Source organism: Tundrisphaera macrotermitis (assembly GCF_051175315.1).
Lineage (GTDB): Bacteria > Planctomycetota > Planctomycetia > Isosphaerales > Isosphaeraceae > Tundrisphaera.
The window spans coordinates 2,414,981-2,435,921 of the sequence record NZ_CP195100.1 but is presented as its reverse complement, the minus strand read 5'-3'; the positions used below and the strand labels follow the sequence as shown (position 1 = coordinate 2,435,921).

The window sequence follows — 20,941 nt, the reverse complement described above, 5'->3', positions numbered from 1 at the left end:
GGCCCGGGCTTCCCCGGGGGGCGGCGAGACGATGAAACGGGCCGCCCCAAGGAGTTGCCGCGAGACTCCCTCCCACGCGATTCGGCACGAGGGAGGGAATCTTGGGATCGAACCGGGATTATGCGGACGGGTCCATGGGGGCGGGAGGGCTGGTCGTCTCGGGGGCGGGCGGGGTCGTGGGCGAGGGGACCGCCGGGGCGGGGCCGGCCGCATCGTCGTCGGCCGCCGGGGCCAGGCCCGGCTGCCCGGCCGGGATGCCCGTGGCCGGGGCCGAATAGGCCATGGTCGGCGCGGCGTAGCCCATCGGGGCATGTTCGTGGCCGCAGTTCGGCCCGGTGCAAGGCGCGGGGAAGTCGTCGCACGTATCGCACTGGGCACAACCAACCACGCCCGAGGCGACCGCAGCGGCCAGCACCAAATTCCATTTCATCCGGGTCATCGTAGATCCTTTCCTGGAAGGCTCGACCGTACCGGAATCCGTTCCGGCCCGAGGACGGACAGGCCGAGGAAGTCGTCCCCGCAGGACCACGCCCATCGCCCTGTCCACGACCTTTCGAGTCGCACCGCCCGAGACATCACGATCATCGGCCAGGTTCCGGCCCCGGAATGAACGTTATCGACGTGAATTACCCAGAACACTCCAACTGCCAGGATGCGTCAAAGCCGCCGAAACCAGACAAGTCACCCCTATCTTGTCATCGACGAGTTCCGATCAGGCCAGATTTTGACCGGATCGCGGGTGTCTCCGCGCGGGCTGGGCCGATGTCATGCAAACGGCCCAAATCGGGACATTATCGATGAGCGGAGCCACATAAAAGATGGAATCGAATCATTGATGTCACGCCCGCCGGCCGCGATGTCAGGTCTCATTGGCACCCCTCGTCGGCCGTCCGAAACAATTCGGCCGGGGCGCGTTGACAGCTTAATAATCGCGTCCTAGGTTCCCGATGTCGGGGTCGTCGTGCCCGTAACCCGGGCCGAATTCGCCCCCGAGGAGCGGGATCAGCATTGGAATCGGACCCCGGGCCTTGCAGTGTCGACCGGGCGGGGGACGACACACCAGGAGGAATTCGGAGATGACCCCCCGCGGGCTTCATCGTGATCACTCGTCCTATTCACCCCTGCAGATCTACCTCCACGAGATCAACTCGACGGCATTGCTCTCGGCCGTCGAGGAGAAAGATTTGGCCGAACGCGTGGCCCTGGGCGACCCCTATGCCCGCGAGCATATGGTCAAGGCGAACCTCAGGCTGGTGGTCAACATCGCGCGGGGATACCTCGGCAAGGGGCTGTCGCTCGAAGACCTGATCGAGGAGGGGAACCTGGGGCTGATGCGGGCCGTCGAAGGCTACGACGGCATGATGGAGACCCGGTTCAGCACCTATGCGAGCTACTGGATCAAGCAGTCGATCCGCCGCTCGGTGATGAACAACGGCAAGCCGATCCGCCTGCCGGCCTACATGGTCAGCCTGCTCTCGAAGTGGCGCCGGGCCACCACCGTGCTCACCGACCGGCTCGGCCGCGCGCCGACGCCCGAGGAGGTGGGCAAGGCCCTGAAGCTCTCCAAGAAGAAGGTCGGGATCGTCACCAAGGCCATCCGCGTCAACAACCTCATCCAGCGCCCGGAGGGGGGCGACGACGACGGCGGATTCATGATCGACGACGTCCTGACCGATGAACGGATCCGCCCCCCCGACGACCTGCTCGGCGAGGCCGACGACCTGGAGCGGATCTTCTCGCGGATCGACCAGCTCGACGACCGCGAGGCCGCCGTGATCCGGATGCGGTTCGGCCTGGAACCCTATTCGCCGATGACGCTCCGGGAGATCGGCGAGAACCTCGGCCTCACCCGCGAGCGGGTCCGCCAGCTGGAAAGCCTGGCCCTCTCCAAGCTGGTGTCGCACCTCTCCTCGGATCGGGGCGAGGGCGGGAAGCTCGGCAACTGACCGGAAGCGGGCCGGCGGCCGGTCAGGGGTCGATCCAGCGATCGTAGAGCGGGTCGGTATTCGGGCCGCCGGCGGACGCCCCCTTCGGGCTGCCGCCCGGCGGCTTGATCCCCGGCGACCGTCGGGACAGGTGCGGCAGGAACCGGCTGGCGTTGCCGGTGATCGGGCCGTCGTCCTCGCGGATCCCCATCCCGCAGGCGTGCCCGTTGACCATCCAGCTCCCGATCACCGGGCGCCGGCCATCGAAGTCGGGGAGCGGGCAGTATTCCTGGTAGACCTTCGGGCCGTCGTCGTAGTCGCCCCCGGTCTCGGCGACCACCCTCCCCTGCTCCACGATCCGCACGTTGGCCCCCTCGCGCGAGTGAATCGGCTTGATGACCTGAGTCGGGCCGATCGGCTCGAAATCGGCGCGGAGCAGGAAGGGGCTGTCCGGGAACATGTCCGACAGGATCGGCAGGATCGCCTTGCTGCTCAGGATCATTTTCCAGGGCGGTTCGAGCCAGCGCGTCGCGGCGAACGGGAGGTGCCGCCCGAACGCCTCGCGGAGCATCCACTCCCAGGGGTAGAGCTTGAACAGGACCTCGATCGGCCGCTCGCGGAGGTCGGTGAAGCAGCGGCGGCCGGCATGCCAGCCGATCTGGGAGACGTCGAGCGCCTCGGTCTGCATCCCGCCCTGCATGGCGGTGTCGCGCAGGTAGGTGGCCGTCATCACGTCCTCGACGGCATCGCCGACCGCCGCGAACACGGCCCGGCCGCCCAGCTCGCGGCGGACCCGGCCCCACGCCTCGATCAGCCGCTCGTGGAGGCTGTTAAACTGGTCGATCGGCCCGGATCCGCCCAGGCCGGCCGGGCCGACGATGTCCCTGGCCCAGAACCACTGGATCACGGCCGCTTCGAGCAGGGCCGTCGGGGTATCCGCGTTGTATTCGAGCAGCCTGGGCGGCCCGGAGCCGTCGAACGCGAGGTCGAACCGGCCGTAGATCGTATGCTCGTCGCGCTCCCAGCTCCGGGCGACGAAGTCGTGGAACGGGGCGGGGATGCCGAGGTCTTCGAGCCGGCCATCCTCGATGATGGAGTCGACCGCCTCCAGGCACATCGCGTCGAGGGCGATGGTGGCCCGCTCGATCTGGTCGATCTCGTCGGCCTCGAACAGGTAATAGGCCGACTCGTCCCAGTACGCCTCGTCGTCGATCGTGTGGAACAGCAGGCCCTGGGCCTCGACGCGTTTCCGCCAGTCGGCGCGGGGCGAGATCGGGACGCGGAGCATCGGCGGTCCTCGTCGGTTCGGTCGGGCGGTCTCGATCAGGAGGAGGCGCTGGAGTGCCCGGCGCTCGATCCGAACCCACCCCGGGACGACGGGGTCCCGACGTGCGAGGGGGTCGAGGTGCCGCCGCGCGACGGTGCCGGCGCGACGCCGCCCCGCGACGCCGAGGAGGCGGCGCGAGCCCCGAGGAAACCGCCGATCAGCCCGCCGACGTTGCCCCGGTGGCCCGAATGTGTCGTGCTGCCGGCATGGCTGGATTCCTGGGCGATCTGCTCGGGCGTGCCCCAGTTATCACCCCGCTCATCCCCTTCGGCAACGACCCAATCCCACTGGACCGCTTCCTCTTCCACCGCCGGGGCGCAGCCGGTGACCGCGATCGTCGAGCCGAGCAGGGCCGGCCCGATCAGGACCAGGGAAATCGATTTCGAGGATCGGCCCATGGGGGATGCCTTTCGATCGAGGAGGCGGCCTATCGGGAGGATTTCCTGAGGGTCGCGAACCCCTGACTCACCATCCTCTTCGCCCGGACGGGGCGAACATTTGCCGATGACTGGCGCGAGATCCTGCCAGGATCGCAGGCATGAACGGAACTTGCAAGGACGAATCTCGTAGGAATGGGGCGGGCAAGGCCCTTGGGCCGCCCCCGGTTCGATCCGGGATGGCCCGGCCGGCGGCGGATCGGGCGGGCCCTCCCGCCGGGATCGGGCCGGGGATTTCCACGGCACTCCGCCCGGTCGCCGGACAATAATTCGGGAAACCCCTCGAATTACCCTCCAGTGGCGAGCAGAATCAAGCACGCCAGCCCGATCGATTCAAGAAATTCCGATTTCCCGAGGAGTGCGACCATGGCTTGCTCGATGCTGAAGAAGGGCGTGATCGGGGCGACGCTGGGCGCCGGGGTCCTTTACGGACTGTTCGGGACCTCGGCCCCGAGCTACCTCCGGACCGCCGCCCAGCGGTTCCGCCACGGCGTCAAGGACGCGATGCCCGACCAGTTCCAGATCGAACGGGCTCGCGACGAGGTCCGCCGGCTGGAGCCGGATTTCCATAATACGATCGAGAACCTGGCGAGGACCTCGGTCGAGGTCGACACGCTGAACAAGGAAATCGCCGCGATCCGCTCCAACCACGAGAACGGGAAGGTCGCTCTCAAGGCCATGCGGTCGAAGCTGGACACCGGCGACCTCCGCCTGACCGGCAATGTCTCCTACTCCCCCGCCGAGATGAAGGAAGAGCTGGGCCACCGCCTGGACAGCTACCGGAACACCGGCGAGATCCTGGAGAGCAAGGAGGCCACGCTCAAGGCCAAGTACAAGGAGCTGTCCGCCTACCGCCGCCATCTCGACCAGATCGGCACGGCCAAGCGGGCCCTGATGAGCAAGATCGACGGGATCGAGGCCCGGCTCAAGATGATCGAGACCACCAAGCAGGGCAATGACTTCAACTTCGACGAGGGCGCCCTGGCCCGCGCCAAGGAGGCCGTGGCCGACCTGGAGAAGCGGACCGAAGTCCTGAGCCGCCGGGCCGAGCTGGAAGGCAAGTACGCCGGCACCCTCCTGCCGGCCGGCACCGAGCCCGGCCGCGACGTCCTCCGCGAGATGGACGCCGAGTTCGGCCCCCAGGCCCCCGCGCCGGCCCCCGGCGAGGACAAGAGCCTGTAAGGATCCGGTTGCCAACCCACGATGCGACGGCCCGGGCCATGCGTCCGGGCCGCCGCATCGCCCGCATCCGACCTCGCCCAACTCTCCGGCCGGCCTTCCGCCCGCCGTGCTCGCGGGGACGACGGCGGGCGGAGGATCGGCCCCTGATATGATGAAGGCGGGAGTGGTGTCTTTCCCCATGGTCACATCGGACGGTAAGCGAACCATGCTGGGACAATGGCGGATCGCGTTGAGACAGGCGGAGGAGGCGGCGCAGGCGGGCCGCTACGAGGAGGCCCTGGCCCTGGCGTCCCGCGCCGACGTGGCCGACCATCGCCACGCGGCCCGGCTCCGGGACCGGATGGCCCGCGAGCTGATCGCCCGGGCCGTCCGCCGCTCCGAGGCCGACGACCTGGCCGGGGCCATCGATGACCTCCGGGTCGCCGAGGGCATGGGCGCCCCGCCGGACGCCCTGGCCGCCGCCCGCCTCAGCCTCGCCGACCGGATCGCCGCCGAGGTCCGCATCGACCTCGACGCCGGCGAGCCGGCCCGCGTGGTCGAGCGGGTCGACGAGCTGGCCCGGCACAAGATCGGGGGCCCGGCCCTGCGGAGGGCCCGCGAGGCCGCCGACGCCTGGCGGACCGCCCTGGACGAGGCCCGTCGCGGCGAATTCGGCCGCGCCCACGAGCAGCTCGACCGCGCCGACCGCCTGGCCGGCGACGGGGCTTGCAAGGCCCTGGAGGCGGCCCGGCGCGACCTGGATGCCCGCCAGAAGGCCGCCGCCCCCCGGGTGGAGGCCCTCTACGCCGCCCTGGCCAAGGGGCGATGGGCCGAGACCCTGGTGGCCGCCGACGCGGTGATCGAGTTCGTCCCCGAGCATCCGCCGGCCCGGCAGGCCCGCTCCCGCGCCTGGCAGCAGATCGCCGCCATCGGCCCGGGCTCGGCGAGCCTGCCCGGCCGGGGCTCGCGGGCATCGTCGGCGGGCCTGGGGCCCGACCCGATGGCCACCCTGATCCTCCCGGCCGCCGCCGAGGCCCCGGCGCCCCTGCGGGGCCCGATCCCCCCGTCCCGGGCGCTGGCCCAGGCCGGGGCCGCCGGCCCCCGCGGCCGGTTCCTGCTCTGGGCCGACGCCGTGGGCGGGTTCCTGGTCTGCCTGAACGACGAGGTCGTCCTGGGCCGGGCCGGGGCCGACTCCGAGGCCGACGTCCCGCTGCTAGGCGACCTGTCGCGGCAGCACGCGACCCTGGCCCGCGACGGCGAGGGCTACGCCATCCGCGCCATCAAGCCGACGTTCGTCAACGGCCGGCCGGTGGAGACGGCCCCGCTCCGCGACGGCGACGTGATCCGGCTGGGGTCGACCGTCGAGCTGGAATTCCGCCAGCCCAGCCCGGTCAGCGCCACCGCCCGCCTCGACGTGATCAGCCGGCACCGGCTCCCCCTGGCCGTCGACGGCGTGATCCTGATGGCCGAGACCTGCATCGTCGGGTCGGCCCCGCAGTCGCACATCGCGGCCCCCGGGCTGGCCCGCCCGGTCGTCCTGTACCGCCAGGGGCCGACCCTGTGGTGCCGCGCCTCGGGCCCCTTCGAGGTCGACGGCCGTTCCTGCGCGGCCCGCGCCCCCGTCACCCTCCAGTCGAGCGTCCTGGGCGAAGGGTTCTCCTTCAGCCTCGAATCGCTCGGCACGCGAACATCGCCGGTTTGATCCCGGTCGGATCTCCTGCCGCTACGGCCGCCCAACAAACCATCGACCCGGACGAATACCCCCTCGACACGACGGCCCGCCATGACCCCCCGAGGCGGACGACGTCCCGCACGAGAGTGGAGCACGCAGCGATGAGCGCGAAGGACCGAGACCTGACGCCCGACACCAGCAACGAGACGGCCGTCCTGCCCGCCGACGGCGCGGGGCTCGACCGACCCGCGGGCGGTCCCGCCAACGCCGGCAATCGCTACACGTTCGGATCGGGATCGCGCCCCCTGGAAGGCTACACGATCAAGAGGGCGGTCGGCCGGGGCGGCTTCGGCGAGGTCTACTACGCCACCAGCGACTCGGGCAAGGAAGTCGCCCTGAAGCTCATCACCCGCAACCTCGAAATCGAGCGTCGCGGCGTGGTCCAGTGCATGAACCTCAAGTGCCCGAACCTGCTGGCCATCCACGACATCAAGACCAGCGACGCCGGCGACACCTTTGTGATCATGGAGTACGTCTCCGGGCCCAGCCTGGCGCACGTGATCGCCCAGCACCCCCACGGGATGCCGATCGGGGAGGTCCGCGCCTGGCTCAAGGGGCTGGTGGACGGCGTGGCCTACCTCCACGACCACGGGATCGTCCACCGCGACCTCAAGCCGGCCAACCTCTTCATGGAAGAGGGCGTGGTCAAGATCGGCGACTACGGCCTGTCCAAGATGATCTCGTCGCAGCCGGCCAGCCACCACTCGGAGAGCATCGGCACCTGCCACTACATGGCGCCGGAGATCGCCTCGGGCAAGTATCACAAGCCGATCGACGTCTACGCGATCGGCGTGATCCTCTATGAGATGATCACCGGCCACGTCCCATTCGGCGGGGAGACGGTGGGCGAGGTCCTGCTCAAGCACCTGACCACCCGCCCCGACCTCCGGGCCCTGCCCGAGCCGTACAAGTCCATCGTCGCCCAGGCCATGGCCAAGGAGCCGGGCCAGCGACCCCAGCGGGTCGTGGGCCTCCTGCCCCCCGACGACGCCCCCCGGCCCCGCGACGTCCGGTTCATCGGCGAGCGGAAGGGCGGGGGCGCGGCCGCGCCGCCCCCGGCCGAGCCGAAGCCCGCCGACGACGGCATCTTCCGGATCACCGACGAGGAGCCGGTCCTGTACATCGGGCCCGACACGGTCCCGCCCCGGGGCCGATCCGGCCTGAACCCGTTCGCCCGCCGCCAGGCGTCGCGCCCGGTTCGCCCGGCCCAGGCCCCGCGGCGGTCGCCCGACCGCTGCGCCCGCCAGGTCCGCCTGATCGCCACCGCCCCGCTGGCCCCCCCGCCCCCGCCGGAGCCCCCCGCCCCGCTGCCGGTCGGGCGGGGCCGCGTGGCCGAATTGGCCGGGTCGATGCTGGGCGCGGCCTTCTGGGCGGCGCTGGCCACGGCCCTGTTCGGGATCGTCGGCGAGTTCGACCTGGGGCGGAGGCCGCAGGACGTCGCGTTCGTCTACACGACCATCCTCCTGGGGAGCTGGGCGGCCATGGTGCCGGCCAAGTTCGCCGAGGGGGGGACGGCGAGCCAGGCCTCGCGCCGGCTGGCCTCGGCCGCCCTGGGCATGGCCCTGGGGGTGGCCGGGCAGGTCCTGGCCGGGTGGACCCTGATGGGGCCGTCGCACGGCGGGCCGATGGTCCAGCTGGTCGACTACTTCGACTCCGGCCCGATCGCCCTGGCCCTGCCCGACCTGGTCCGCCTGGCCGTCTTCTTCGCCATCGCCTTCGGGGCCATCGACTGGTGGTCGATGACCGATCGCGACCGCAAGGCGCGGTTCCGGATCGGGCCCATGGTCCGGGCCACCGCCCTGTCGCTGGTGCCCGCCCTGGTCCTGCTCGGGCCCGAGCGCAGCCAGATCGTAGTGCCGATCGTCGTCCTGACCTCGGCCGTGGTCCAGATGGTCAGCCCCTGGAACGAGGTCGCGGCGCGCTACACCGCCGCGACCCGCCCCGGACGGCTCCAGGGCGTGGCCTGATCCGCATCAATATCCATCCCGAGGCCGCGAACCAACTCCCAGATAGACCGGCCTCTTGTGCCCTGACCCGCCGGATCGCCCCGGGGCCGGACCTCCGGCAAGGATTGGGAACCGATGAAAAAGCTCGCCCTCGTGATCGCCCTGGCCGTCGCCGCCTCCTGGATGCTGTCCGATCGGCCCGATCGCGACACCCCCGCGACTCGTTCCCTCCGCGACCTGGATCGCTCGATCCGGCACGACCAGGACAATGCCCGACGCGACCTGGCGAAGGGAAGGCGGGGGCGTCATCGTCCCGCGCCCCCCGCCCCCCCGGAGCCCCCGACCGCCCCGGTCGCCCTGCTCGACGATATGCCGTCTCGCGGTCGTCGGCCCGAGGCCGCGAAGGCCCCGGCCTGGTTCCCGGCCTCCGGCCGCGAAGAGGATGCGACCCGGGACGAATCGGCCGGCGAACGCGTCCTCATCGGCCGGTTGTCCGCCTCCGAGGACCGGGCCCGCCGCGACCTGGATGAGAGGCTGGCCCGCGAGGTGCGCGACTGGCTGGCCGCCGACGTCTCCCCGACGTGGACGCCTCCGGCCCGCGAACTGGCCTCGATGACGCTCGACTCCTACATCCAGCCGGTCGCCCAGGTGTTCAAGCCCCTGCCGGGCGAAACCGAGGCCGCGGCATCCTCCGTCACGCCGACGGCCGGATCCCCCTCGCCCGTGGCGGAGGCCAAAGCCTCGGTACTGGACGACGTCTACACCCTGTACCGGGCCGGCGGGCGGTTCGACTTCTCCTCGAATCGCAAGGCGAAGCTGATCGAGATCTACCGCCGGCAGGTCGTCGACGGCCGGCTCCAGAAGCTGGGCGGGGGCGTGGTCCTGGCCCTGGCCGCCCTGGCCGCCCTGGCCGGGTATATCCGGGCCGACGAGGCGACCAAGGGCTTCTACACCAACCGGCTCCGCCTGGCCGCAGCGGCCGGGCTGGGCGCCTCGGGCTATGCGGTCTATCGGGTCCTGATGTAATCCTGACCGGGGAGGGGGCGACGTCATGGGATTCTTCGAAGCCTTGCATGCCGGGCTCCGGCGGGTCGAAACGGCGGTGGACCGGGGACTCTCGCCGGGGCGGCTCGGGGATTGGCTCCGCCGGGTCGGCGACCGGATCTCGCGCGGCGACGTCGGGCCGATCGTCGTGTTCGGCGCCTTCTTGACCCTGGCCCTGATGGGTGCGGCCACCCTGCCGATCGTGATCCCGTTCGTGCTGGTCCTGGCCCTCATCCTGGGCCTGATCCAGCTGGCCCGGATCTGGGGCCGGGAGTTCCTGACCCTGATGCGGCTCGACGATGGCGCCTTCCCGGGCCGGCATGACAAGCTGATCTGGGGGCTGCTGCTGATCCTGATCCCGCCGGTCGGGGCCTGGCTGTTCGGGGCCTATCGCGAGGCCCATTGGGGCGTGGGCAAGGCCGAAGGGCCGGCCGCCGAGGTCTGACGCGGAGGGATTCGGGCGTAGGCAAGCGTTGGCCGGCGGGGTTAAGATGAGGTCAGACGGGCGGGCGTTCGCCCCGCCCCACCGAGGCCGAGGGGCGAGCCGTTCGATGGCGATCACGGACACCGAGGCCCTGCTGATCCGACGGGTCCGCGAGGGGGATGCCGGGGCCTGGCGACAGCTGATCGAACGCTACGAGGGGCGCCTGATCGCGTTCGTCGACAGCCGGCTCCGCGACCGCGCCGCGAGCGAGGACGCCGTGCAGGAGACCTTCATCGGCTTCCTGACCAGCCTGCCGCACTACGACGAGAAGCGCGAGCTGGAGGCGTACCTCTTCTCGATCGCCGCCCACAAGCTGACCGACCACCTCCGCAAGCAGGGCCGGCGGCCGATCGACCAGTTCGGGTCGGACGACCACGGCCGGCCGCTCGACGAGGTGCCCGGCGGCGAGCGGCCGGCGTCGAGCATCGCCCGCAGCGGGGAGCGTCGCGAGGCCGAGGAACGCCTGCTGGCCGACGCGATGGGCCAACTCGTCCGCGAGTGGCTCGCCCGGTCCGACTACGACCGGATCCGCTGCCTGGAGCTGCTGCTGGTCAAGGGCCGGGCGAACAAGGACGTCGCCAAATACCTCGGGATCACCGAGCAGGCGGTGGCCAGCTACAAGTTCCAGACGATCGGCCGGCTCAAGGAGATGGCCCGGCGCGCCGGGATGAGCCTCGATCACCTGGGCGGCGAGGACTGATCCGATGACCGACGAGTTCCACCACGTCCACGACCCCGACGGCCGGGTCACGGTCGATCCCGACATGCTCCGGGCCTACCTGGCCGACGAGTTGCCCCCCGGCACCCTGGCCCGGGTCGAGAAGGCGTTGCGCGACTCGGCCGAGCTGCGGGCCCTGCTCGAAGACGTCCGCCAGGACCGGGTCGACGCCGGGCTCCACAGCCTGGGGGCGATCTGGCGCCGGTCCCGCCTGACCTGCCCGAGCCGCCAGCAGCTCGGCAGCCTCCTGCTGGACGCCCTCGACCCCGACCTGGCCGATTACCTCCGGTTCCACATCGAGGTGGTCGAGTGCCCATACTGCCAGGCCAACCTCGCCGACCTGGAGGGCCGGGCCGGGCTGTCCGCGACCACCGACCCGTCGCGGCAACACCGGATCCTCCAGTCGAGCCGTCACTTGCTGGGCGAGGGCAACGCCTGAGCCGATGCGTTCGGGCCGACCTGCCCCGGGTCGGCCCCCCACGCCGTGCCGTCCTCCCCGATCAGCGCCTGGTCGGCGGGGCTCGACGGGTCGGCCGGGTCCGGCGCGGCCTTCCAGGCCCGGGCCTCGCCATCGGCCTCGCGCATCAGCTTCGCCCAGGCGTCCAGGTCGGCCGGGCCGTCGGGCATGGGGCCGACCCCGGGGACCGTCACCCAGCCCGGGCCGTCCACCTGGAACCGATTGTCCTTCCCGTCCCAGCGGACCATCCTGGGCAGGTCGCCGGGGTTCGGCTTCTCGACGCCGAGATCCAGGAGGGAGCGGACCCGGAAGGCCGATCGGGATACCTTCACCTCCAGCGGGGTCGCCTCGGCGAACTGGTTGACGTCGAGGAAGGACCCCGCCGCGATCGAGCAAGACTCGACGGTCAGCTGGCAGGCCGGGACGGGGGTGCCGTCGACGGCCCCGCGGGGGCCGAAGGCATTGAGGACATGGATCGCCCCGCCGGCAGCGGCGTCCGTCGCCTCGAACCGGAGGATGGATTGCTTGAGCGAGACCATCGACCTGGGCGAGGCCTCGATGTCCAGGGGACGGTCGAAGCCGACCAGGAGGCATCCGGCGAGGCTGGCCCGCCCCCCCCGGAGCAGGATGGCCCGCGATCCGGCCGTCTCCCCCTCGGCCCGGATCGCGCACCGCTCTAGGGCCAGGTCGCGCTCGGCGTCGATCAGAGGGGCATCGGTGGGCTTGTCGCGGCGGTCGACGACGGTCAGCCCCTTGATCGAGATCGTGGAACGGGCGGCGAACATCGGCAAGGCCCCCGCCATCTGGACCTCCAGGACGGGGCGGACCCCCTCGGCGGCGCGGATGACGAGCGGCTCGCCGCTGGGGACGATGATGGTCGCCTTGTTGGTGAGCCGGATCGGGGTCGCCGAGGTCAGCACGACCTCGCCGCCGGATCGGGCGGCCCGCGCGACGGCCTCGGCCAGCGTCTTCGCCGCGATCATGCGGCCGTCCTTGCCGCGGACCAGGATCTCGCCGGGCGGGATCGGCGCCGGGCCCGTCGCGGTGTCCTCGGGCTGACCCGGGGGGGGCGTCGGTCGCCCGGGGCCGGCGAATCGCGTCCAGGCCAGGACGCCCAGGCCGACGACCGCCACGAGCAGTCCCGCGGCCACGGCGATCCGCATCGGCGAACGCCAGGGCGGGCGCGGGCCGGACGGGCCATCGGGATCGGCCGGGGCCGGCCGGGTCTTGGCGGGCTTCGGGGGCCTGGCGGGCTTGGCCGCCTTCGCGGTCGCGCGGAGCCCCTGCGAGAGCGGGACCTCGGGGCCGAGGTCGAGCGGGAAGAACGAGTCGGTCCGCGCGGTCGCCGAGGCCGAGCCCGACCCGGCGGTCTCCGGGGACACGACCATCTGCCCGTCCGTGTTCAGGCCGAGCGTCGCCGCCCATGAGGCCGGCACGTCGGGGATCGCGGACGGTTCGGTGGCCGGCGAGACCGACGTCTGCGCCGATCCCCCGGCGGCCGGCGCCGCACGATGGTCGGCCATCAGGGCCGGGATGACCCCGGACGGGGACGAGCCGCCTTCCAGGGCGTATGGCTCCAGCTCCTGGGCCAGGACCTGCGGCGTGGGCTGGCGCTCGTCCGGGTTCTTCCGCATCAGCCGGGCGACGATGGCCGCCAGCCCCTCCGGCACGCCCGGCACCAGCTCGTTGAGCGGCTCGGGGTCGTGCAGCTGGTGGGCGTAGAGCTTCTCCGGCAGGCTGGTGACGGGGAACGGCACCCGGCCGGAGATCATGTGGAACATCGTGCAGCCGAGCGAGTAGAGGTCGGCCCGGGTGTCCACCGACCGCGAGTGCCGCGCCTGTTCCGGCGACACGTAGTCGAACGTCCCGACCGTGGCGCCGTCGCGGGTCACGTTGTCCTGGTCGGTCAGGTCGATGGCCAGCCCGAGGTCGGTCAGCTTGGCCGCGCCCTCGGTCGTCACCAGGATGTTGCACGGGTTGACGTCGCGATGGATCAGCCCCTTCAGCCGGGCATGCTCCAGGCCCAGGGCCACCTGCCGGGCCAGCCGGGCGGCGGTCGGCCAGGGGATCGCCCCGGACTCGCCGATCATCTGGCCGATGTTCTTCCCCTCGATGTACTCCATCACGAGGTATCGGACCCCGTTGGATTCCCCCTCGTCGTAGATCCGGACGAGGTTCTCGTGCTGGAGCTGGGCGCCGACCTTGGCCTCCCGCTGGAACCGGGTGATGGCGCGGGGGTTGGTCATCCGCTCCTGCGAGAGGATCTTCAACGCCACCCGCCGGTCGAGCCGGACGTCCTTCGCCAGGTAGACGCGGCCCATCCCGCCCCGGCCGATCAAGTCGAGCAGGACATACTTGTCGATCCGGTAGCCGGTGGTGCGGCCCGCCAGGATCTGCTGGGCCTGCCAGAGGGTCAGGTGCCCCCGGGTGATGGTCTGCCGTGCCAGGCGGCGGTCGATCGCCTCCTCGACGCGCTTCTCGTCGGGGATGGCGTCCCAGCAGGCATCCAGGCTCGCCTCGTCGATCAGGCCTGTGAGCAGGGCGGACCGATAGAAACGCGACGCCTTGTGATCGAGCATGATGGGTCCCGGAGTCCGGCGTCGAACCCACCCTGGAGGGGCGCCGCTCGCTTATCCCTAATCTAGTACGCCGATCGCCCGCGGGCAAGCCCCTTCACGGGCCGGGGCGGATCGATTCATCACGCATCGTCAAGGGCTTTCACGTCGCGTTTTTTTGATGGGGGCGGCTCCGGCCGGATTCGGTTAGGATGGGGCGGGGGCCGCCGCTCTCCCCGGGCCCCTCCCTCGCGAACCCACGACCGGAGCCGGGCCTCATGCAACGACCTCGGGGGCGAGTCCTCGCCGGTGCGTCGATCCTCGCGCTGATGGGCCTCCTCGGGGGCGCGGCGCGGGGGCAAGGCCCGCCGGATGCCCCGGATGATCGCGCGGCGGTCGGCCGGTTCGTCGATCGGTTCTGCGTGTCCTGCCACGATGGCGCGGAGAAGGCGGGGGGCCTGGACCTCACCGCCATCGCCCCGGGGGAGATCGGCCGGCATCCGGACGCCTGGGAGAGGGTCGTCCGCCGGCTGGCCGCCCGCCAGATGCCGCCGGCCGGCGAGGTCCGCCCCTCCGCGAAGGAGACTGATGCCGTCGTCGCCCTGCTGGCCGGCACGCTCGACCGCGAGGCCGCCGCGCATCCCCGTCCGGGCCGGCCCGGGACCTTCCGCCGCCTGACCCGGATCGAGTACCAGAACGCGATCCGCGACCTGCTGGCGCTGGACGTCGACGCGTCGGCCCTGCTGCCGCCCGACGAGTCGAGCCGGGGCTTCGACAACATCACCGTGGGCGACCTGTCGCCGGCCTACCTGGACCGGGCCATCGCGGCGGCGCAGAAGGTCGCCCGGCTCGCCGTGGGCGGCGCGGGGCGGTCGCCCGACGGGGCCACGATCCGGGTCCCGGCCGATCTCACCCAGGAGGAGCACGTCGAGGGGCTGCCGCTCGGCACCCGGGGCGGCGCCCTGATCCCCTACACGTTCCCCCGCGACGGCGAGTACGAGGTCCAGCTCCGCCTGGCCCGCGACCGCAACGAGCAGGTCGAGGGCCTGCGCCGGCCGGCCGAGGTGGTGGTCCTGGTCGATCGCGAGCCCCGGCAGGCATTCGCGATCCAGCCCCCCCGGGCCGAGCGCGACCACCAGGCCGCCGACCAGCACCTGAAGACGAGGATCCGGGTGACGGCCGGGCCGCACGACCTCGGGGTCGCGTTCCTCAAGGATCCGTCCTCGCTGCTGGAAACGAAGCGCCAGCCCTACCAGGCCCGCTACAACGTCCACCGGCACCCCCGGACCGCGCCGGCCCTGTACCAGGTCTCGATCACCGGCCCGTATGACGACCGGGGGCCCGGCGACACCCCCAGCCGGAGGCGGATCTTCATCGCCGCGCCCGCTGGGCCCGACGACGAGGAGGCGACCGCCCGCCGGATCCTCGCCGCCCTGATCCGCCGCGCCTACCGCCGGCCGCCCGACGACGCCGACCTGGAGGCGCCGATGGCCCTCTATCGCGAGGCCCGGGCCGGGGGGAGCTTCGACGCGGGGATCGAGATGGCCCTGGGCGCGATCCTGGTCAACCCCCGGTTCCTGTTCCGGATCGAGGCCGACCCGCCCGGCCTGGCCTCGGGAACTCCCTATCGCCTCTCCGACCTGGAACTGGCCTCCCGCCTCTCGTTCTTCCTCTGGAGCAGCATCCCGGACGACGAGTTGCTCGGGCTGGCCGAGCGGGGCGAGCTGTCCCGGCCCGGGGCGATCGAGGGGCAGGCGCGGCGGATGCTGGCCGATCCCCGATCCCGGAGCCTGGCGACCAACTTCGCCGGCCAGTGGCTCCACCTCCGCAACCTCGCGTCGATCACGCCGGACCTGCGGCTGTTCCCCGACTTCGACGACAACCTCCGCCGGGCGTTCCGCGCCGAGACCGAGCGGCTGTTCGAGCGGGTGGTGCGCGAGGATCGCGACGTGGCCGACCTCCTACGCTCGGGCCGCGCCGACCTGAACGAGCGGCTGGCCAAGCACTACGGCATCCCGCACGTCTACGGCAGCCACTTCCGGCCGGTCGACCTGCCCGGCGACGCGACGCGGGGCGGGCTGCTCCGCCAGGGGAGCATCCTGACCGTCACCTCGTACGCGACCCGGACGTCGCCGGTGATCCGGGGGAAGTGGGTCCTGGAAAACATCCTGGGCACGCCCCCGCCGCCGCCGCCGGCCGACATCCCCGCCCTGCGGGACAACACGGTGGACGCGTCGGCGTCGGTCCGCGACCGCCTCGCCGAGCACCGCGCCAACGAAGCCTGCGCCGGGTGCCACAAGCTGATGGACCCGGCGGGGTTTGCATTGGAGAATTACGACGCCGTGGGCCGATGGCGGACCCTGGAAGAAGGCCGGCCGGTGGACGCCTCGGGCGGCCTCCCCGACGGCCGCACGTTCGAAGGCGTGGCCGGGCTCGAAGCGGGCCTCCTGAAACGCCCCGACCTGTTCGCGGCGACCCTGGCGGAAAAGCTCCTGACCTTCGCCCTCGGCCGGCCCGTCGAGACGGCCGACGCCCCGGCCATCCGGAAGATCGTCCGCGACGCCCACGCCGAGGGCGACCGCTTCTCGGCCGTCGTCGCGGGGATCGCGACCAGCACCCCATTCCAGATGAGGACCTCCGAATGATCGTCATGCAGAAGGCATTGCCGCGTCGGACGTTCCTCCGGGGGCTGGGCACGGCGCTGGCGCTGCCGTTGCTGGACGCGATGGTCCCGGCGATGACCGCCGTGGCCGACACCGCCGCCGCGCCGGCGAAGCTCCGGCGGCTGGGCTACGTCTACATGCCGATGGGCTGCGACATCGCCCGCTGGACGCCCCCGGGCGCGACGCTGGACGAGCTGTCGCCGATCCTCTCCTCGCTGGCCCCGGTCCGCCAGCATGTGACGGCGATCTCCAACCTCGTCCTGGAGAACGCCTACCCCGGCACGCACGCCACGTCCAACGCCGCCTTCCTCAGCGCCGCGCGGGCCAAGCTGACCGAGAGCACCGACTATTACCTGGGCACGACCGCCGACCAGATCGCCGCCCGGCAGATCGGCCAGGCGACCCAGCTGCCGTCGCTGGAACTGTCGATGGACCTGCTCTCCACGGTCGGCCAGTGCGACAACGGCTACGCCTGCGTCTACCAGAACAACCTGTCGTGGTCGTCCCCGACGACCCCGCTCCCCTCCGAGGCCCATCCCCGGATCGTCTTCGAGCGCCTGTTCGGCGAGGGGGGGACCGCCGACGACCGCCGGGCCGCCCTGCGGAAGCGGGCCAGCCTGCTCGACTCCGTCACAGGCGAGATCGCCCGGCTCCGGAACCAGCTCGGCCCGGCGGATCGCGGCCGGGTCGACTCCTACCTGGAGACGGTGCGCGAGGTCGAGCGGCGGATCCAGAAGGCGGAGGCCGACGCCCGCGACAACGCCCTGCCCGACCTCGACCGCCCGGTCGGCGTGCCGGCCCTGTATGCCGACCATGCCCGTTTGATGTTCGACCTGCAGGTGCTGGCCCTCCGGGGGGACGTGACCCGGGTCATCACCTTCCAGCTCGCCCGCGAGACCAGCGGCCGGACCTACCCCGAGATCGGCGTCCCGGACCCGCACCACCCGCTCACCCACCACGGCAACGACCCCGAGAAGGTCGCCCGGATGGCGAAGATCAACCAGTTCCACGTCTCGCTGTTCGCCGAGTTCCTGGCCAAACTCCAGGCCACGCCCGAGGGGGACGGGACGCTGCTGGACCACTCGCTCTACCTCTACGGCTCGGGCATGGGCAACCCTAACGTCCACGACCACACCAACCTGCCGATCCTGGTGGCGGGCGGGGCGGCCGGCCGGATGCGGGGCGGCCGGCACATCCGCTTCGACACGCCGACGCCTTTGGCCAACCTCCACCTGACCCTGCTCCGCAAGGTCGGCGTCCCGATCGACTCGTTCGCCGACAGCCGGGGCAAGGTCGAGGAGTTGTTCGAGCCGTTGCCCGTCTGATCCCCGGAGGCCGCCAAGATGGGTGCGCTGCTGGTCCTGCTCGCCGCCTCGCTGGTCGCCGATGCCCCGCTGGCCGACGCGGCGGAGCGGGCCGACCGCGCCGCCGTCCGCGCCTGGCTTGATCGGAAGCTCGACGCGGACCAGGCCCAGCCCGACGGGATGACCGCCCTGATGTGGGCCGCCCGCCACGACGACCCGGAGATGGCCAAGCTTTTGCTGGCGGCCGGGGCCGACGCGAAGCGGGCCAACCGGTTCGGCGTGACGCCCCTGGCCCTGGCCTGCACCAACGGCGGCGGGGCGATGGTCACGCTTTTGCTCGACGCGGGGGCCGACCCGAACGGGCCGCTGCGGGGCGGCGAGACGCCGCTGATGACCGCCGCCCGCACCGGCCGGATCGGGCCGGTCCGGGCGCTGATCGGCCGGGGGGCCACGGTCGACGCCCGCGAGCACCGGGGCCAGACCGCCCTGATGTGGGCCGCCGCCGAGGGGCATGCGGAGGTCGTCTCGGAGCTGATCCGCGCCGGGGCCGACTTCCGGACGCCCCTGCCGTCCGGGTTCACCCCCCTGCTCTTCGCCGCCCGCGAGGGGCGGATCGACGTGGCCCGGGCCTTGATCGGGGCCGGGGCCGACGTCAACGAGGCGACGGAGGCCAGGCCCGCCAACGGCAAGGCCCCCGCGAAGGGGTCCACCCCGCTGATCCTGGCCATCGAGAACGGCCACTTCGACCTCGCGGTCGTCCTGCTGGACGCCGGGGCCGACCCGAACGACCAGAGGTCGGGCTTCACCCCCCTGCACACCCTGACCTGGGTCCGCAAGCCGAACCGGGGGGATGGCGACGACGGCGAACCCCCGCCCGCCGGGTCGGGGACGATGACCAGCCTCCAGTTCGCCGAGGCCCTGCTCGACCACGGGGCGGACGTCAACGCCCGGCTCACGCGGGACCCATCGGACCGGAAGATCCTGAACCGGACCGGGGCCACGCCGTTCCTGCTGGCCAGCATGACGGCCGACGTCCCTTTGATGCGCACCCTCCACAAACGCGGGGCCGACCCCCGCCTCGCCAACGCCGACGGGTCGACCCCGCTGATGGCCGCCGCCGGGCTGGGGTCATTGGCCCCCGGCGAGGAGGCGGGCACCGAGCCCGAGGCGCTGGAGGCCGTGGCCCTCGCGCTGGAACTGGGCAACGACCCCAACGCGGTCGACCGCAACGGCGAGACCGCCATGCACGGGGCGGCCTACAAGAACTTCCCCCGGGTCGTCCGGTTCCTGGCCGACCACGGCGCGAAGCCCGAGGCCTGGGACCACGCGAACAAGCACGGCTGGACGCCCCTGCGGATCGCCGAGGGGTATCGGCCGGGCAACTTCAAGCCCTCGCCCGACACCGTCGCCGCCCTCCGCGCGGTGCTCCCGCCCCGGGCCCCCTAGACGTCGGCGATCAGCACGTCGACCCCGTCCAGGCCCCGGAGGATCGCCTCCAGGATCGACGTCCCGAACAGGCGGCGGTGCCAGGGCTGGCGGCTCTTGCCCATGACCAGCACGCGGATGTCGTACTCCCGGGCGAACGCGGTGATCGTGCTGGGCACGTCGCGGCCCTTGAAGGTCATGGGGATGCCGCCGAGCTGCTGGGCCAGCTCCAGGTTCTTGTTGAGGATGCGGTGGGTGGCGGCGTCGGTCCGGGTCAGGTCCTCGGCCGGGGTCTGGATGTAGACGGCATACCAGGGGGAGTTGAGCCGGTCGGCCAGCCGCGCCGCCTTGCGCAGGAGCGCCGGGGCGTTGGGGCTGCGGCTGGACAGCCCGACCATCACCCGCTCGGCGGCCGAGGACGGGGCCTTATCCGCCTCGGCGCGGCGGCCCCGGCGGTCGATCAGGTGGGCCATCTCCGCGAGCGTGACCTCGCGGAGCCGGGTCAGGTTGCCGGGGGTGAAGAAATTCTCCAGCGCCCGCTCGGCCCGGTCCGGGGGGTAGATCTTGCCGGTCCGCATCCGCTCCAGCAGGTCCTCGGCCGACAGGTCGACGTTGACGATCTGGTCGGCCTCCCCCAGCACCGAGTCGGGCAGGCGTTCCCTGACCTTCACCCCGGTGATCCGCTCGACCTGATCGTAGAGGCTCTCCAGGTGCTGGACGTTGACCGTGGTGATCACGTGGATCCCGGCGCGGAGCAGGTCGGCGGCGTCCTGGTGCCGCTTGCTGTTCCGGCTCCCCGGGGCGTTGGTGTGGGCCAGTTCGTCGACCAGGCAGACGGTCGGGCGGCGGGCCAGGATCGCGTCCAGGTCCATCTCCCGGAGGGTCACGCCCCGGTACTCGATCTCGCGGGGCGGGATGATCTCCAGGTCGCCGACCTGCTCGGCGGTCTCGGCGCGGCCGTGGGTCTCGACGATCCCGACCACCACGTCGACCCCCTGCTTCTTGAGCCGGTTCCCCTCGCGGAGCATCGCGTACGTCTTGCCCACCCCGGCGTTGGAGCCGAGGTACACCTTCAGCCGCCCCCTTTCCTGGCGGCGGATCAGGTGGAGGAACTGCTCGGGCGACGGGCGGGCGGGTTCGGTGGTCATCGGCGGGCCGCCGATCCGGAGGGCATGGCATCGAGGTCGAGGTTCAGGAGCAGGACGTTGACCCGGGGCGGAGCGCCGAAGATCGCGCCCGAGCGGTCGACGCGGGCATCGATCCGCTCCAGGATCCGCTCGACGGGCAGGTTGCGGGCCTTCGCCACGCGGGGGGCCTGGTAGCGGGCCGCCTCGGGGCTGAGGTCCGGGTCCAGGCCGGAGCCGGAGGCCGTGACCAGGTCGACCGGCACGGGATTGTCGGCCTCCGCATGGCCGACGGCCTCGGCCCGCGCGGCGACCTGCCGGGCGGCGTCGGCGGCGATCCGTTCGCGGAGGGCGGGGTTGGTCGCGGCCAGGTTCGACCCGCTCGCGGCATCGGTGGCATAGCCGTCGGCCCCGGCCGCCGAGGGACGCGGGGCGAAGTAGCGGTCCGAGCGGAACGGCTGGGCGATGTGCATCGAGCCGACGACCTTGCCGTCGCGCCGGATCAGGCTCCCCTCGGCCTGGGATGGGAACAGGGTGTGGCCGACCCCGTAGACCGCAGCCGGGTAGGCGACGGCGCACAGGGCGAAGGTCACCAGGCAGGCCAGGAACGCATGGACGGATTCGCGGATCATCGGACTG

At 72.0% G+C, this 20,941-nt stretch carries 17 protein-coding genes; 11 read left to right on the top strand and 6 right to left on the bottom strand.

The genetic code is table 11. From position 1 onward, the window contains the following. Nucleotides 1–118 precede the first annotated feature (118 nt). Nucleotides 119–439, bottom strand: coding sequence for a hypothetical protein (locus tag TA3x_RS09865; RefSeq protein ID WP_435020702.1), 321 nt, complete (start codon nucleotides 437–439; stop codon nucleotides 119–121). Nucleotides 440–1,076: 637 nt separating this feature from the next. Between TA3x_RS09865 and TA3x_RS09860 the strand changes: the two genes are divergently transcribed. Further along, entirely contained in the window at nucleotides 1,077–1,946 is an 870-nt protein-coding gene (locus TA3x_RS09860; RefSeq protein WP_435020700.1) for a sigma-70 family RNA polymerase sigma factor, read from the top strand. Between the two features lie 22 nt (nucleotides 1,947–1,968). On the opposite strand, the gene TA3x_RS09855 is transcribed toward TA3x_RS09860, so the two are convergent. Then, nucleotides 1,969–3,213 carry a glutathionylspermidine synthase family protein gene (locus TA3x_RS09855; RefSeq protein WP_435020698.1) on the bottom strand — a complete coding sequence of 415 codons (1,245 nt, stop codon included), beginning with the start codon at nucleotides 3,211–3,213 and terminating at the stop codon, nucleotides 1,969–1,971. Between the two features lie 35 nt (nucleotides 3,214–3,248). Continuing rightward, a complete protein-coding gene (locus TA3x_RS09850) occupies nucleotides 3,249–3,650 on the bottom strand; it encodes a hypothetical protein (RefSeq protein WP_435020696.1) in 402 nt (133 codons plus the stop codon). A gap of 405 nt (nucleotides 3,651–4,055) precedes the next feature. Here TA3x_RS09850 and TA3x_RS09845 point away from each other — a divergent pair, with 405 nt between their 5' ends. The 7 genes from TA3x_RS09845 to TA3x_RS09815 all read left to right on the top strand — a co-directional run bounded on the left by TA3x_RS09845 (nucleotide 4,056) and on the right by TA3x_RS09815 (nucleotide 11,213). Continuing rightward, on the top strand, nucleotides 4,056–4,871 hold the full coding sequence (locus TA3x_RS09845) for a hypothetical protein (RefSeq protein WP_435020694.1): 816 nt from the start codon (nucleotides 4,056–4,058) through the stop codon (nucleotides 4,869–4,871). A 205-nt stretch (nucleotides 4,872–5,076) separates the two neighbouring features. Then, nucleotides 5,077–6,552, top strand: a complete 1,476-nt coding sequence (locus TA3x_RS09840) for an FHA domain-containing protein (protein ID WP_435020692.1) — start codon at nucleotides 5,077–5,079, stop codon at nucleotides 6,550–6,552. Nucleotides 6,553–6,683: 131 nt separating this feature from the next. Next, a complete protein-coding gene (locus tag TA3x_RS09835; RefSeq protein ID WP_435020690.1) occupies nucleotides 6,684–8,549 on the top strand; it encodes a serine/threonine-protein kinase in 1,866 nt (621 codons plus the stop codon). Between the two features lie 114 nt (nucleotides 8,550–8,663). After that, a complete protein-coding gene (locus TA3x_RS09830) occupies nucleotides 8,664–9,554 on the top strand; it encodes a hypothetical protein (protein ID WP_435020688.1) in 891 nt (296 codons plus the stop codon). A 25-nt stretch (nucleotides 9,555–9,579) separates the two neighbouring features. Further along, on the top strand, nucleotides 9,580–10,017 hold the full coding sequence (locus TA3x_RS09825; protein WP_435020686.1) for a hypothetical protein: 438 nt from the start codon (nucleotides 9,580–9,582) through the stop codon (nucleotides 10,015–10,017). Between the two features lie 106 nt (nucleotides 10,018–10,123). Next, nucleotides 10,124–10,756, top strand: coding sequence for an RNA polymerase sigma factor (locus TA3x_RS09820; protein WP_435020684.1), 633 nt, complete (start codon nucleotides 10,124–10,126; stop codon nucleotides 10,754–10,756). A 4-nt stretch (nucleotides 10,757–10,760) separates the two neighbouring features. Then, on the top strand, nucleotides 10,761–11,213 hold the full coding sequence (locus tag TA3x_RS09815) for a hypothetical protein (protein ID WP_435020682.1): 453 nt from the start codon (nucleotides 10,761–10,763) through the stop codon (nucleotides 11,211–11,213). Here the strand turns inward: TA3x_RS09815 and TA3x_RS09810 are convergent. Next, entirely contained in the window at nucleotides 11,186–13,810 is a 2,625-nt protein-coding gene (locus TA3x_RS09810) for a protein kinase domain-containing protein (RefSeq protein ID WP_435020680.1), read from the bottom strand. The genes TA3x_RS09815 and TA3x_RS09810 overlap by 28 nt on opposite strands. Nucleotides 13,811–14,064: 254 nt before the next feature. Here TA3x_RS09810 and TA3x_RS09805 point away from each other — a divergent pair, with 254 nt between their 5' ends. From TA3x_RS09805 to TA3x_RS09795, 3 genes are read left to right on the top strand one after another with little or no spacing between them, the layout of a single operon-like run. After that, nucleotides 14,065–16,431 (top strand): DUF1592 domain-containing protein, encoded by a 2,367-nt coding sequence (locus TA3x_RS09805; protein WP_435020678.1) that lies wholly within the window; start codon nucleotides 14,065–14,067, stop codon nucleotides 16,429–16,431. Next, complete coding sequence (locus TA3x_RS09800) at nucleotides 16,428–17,774, top strand: DUF1552 domain-containing protein (protein WP_435020676.1); 1,347 nt, start codon at nucleotides 16,428–16,430, stop codon at nucleotides 17,772–17,774. Before TA3x_RS09805 ends, TA3x_RS09800 begins: the two co-directional genes overlap by 4 nt. Before the next feature lie 18 nt (nucleotides 17,775–17,792). Next, the gene (locus TA3x_RS09795; RefSeq protein WP_435020674.1) at nucleotides 17,793–19,199 is read left to right on the top strand and encodes an ankyrin repeat domain-containing protein; all 1,407 of its coding nucleotides are present in this window, start codon (nucleotides 17,793–17,795) and stop codon (nucleotides 19,197–19,199) included. On the opposite strand, the gene TA3x_RS09790 is transcribed toward TA3x_RS09795, so the two are convergent. Together TA3x_RS09790 and kdpC are read right to left on the bottom strand one after the other, a co-directional pair. After that, nucleotides 19,196–20,326, bottom strand: coding sequence for a universal stress protein (locus tag TA3x_RS09790; protein ID WP_435020672.1), 1,131 nt, complete (start codon nucleotides 20,324–20,326; stop codon nucleotides 19,196–19,198). The two genes, TA3x_RS09795 and TA3x_RS09790, sit on opposite strands and share 4 nt — an antisense overlap. Continuing rightward, a complete protein-coding gene (gene kdpC, locus TA3x_RS09785) occupies nucleotides 20,323–20,934 on the bottom strand; it encodes a potassium-transporting ATPase subunit KdpC (RefSeq protein WP_435020670.1) in 612 nt (203 codons plus the stop codon). Before kdpC ends, TA3x_RS09790 begins: the two co-directional genes overlap by 4 nt. Nucleotides 20,935–20,941: the final 7 nt, after the last annotated feature.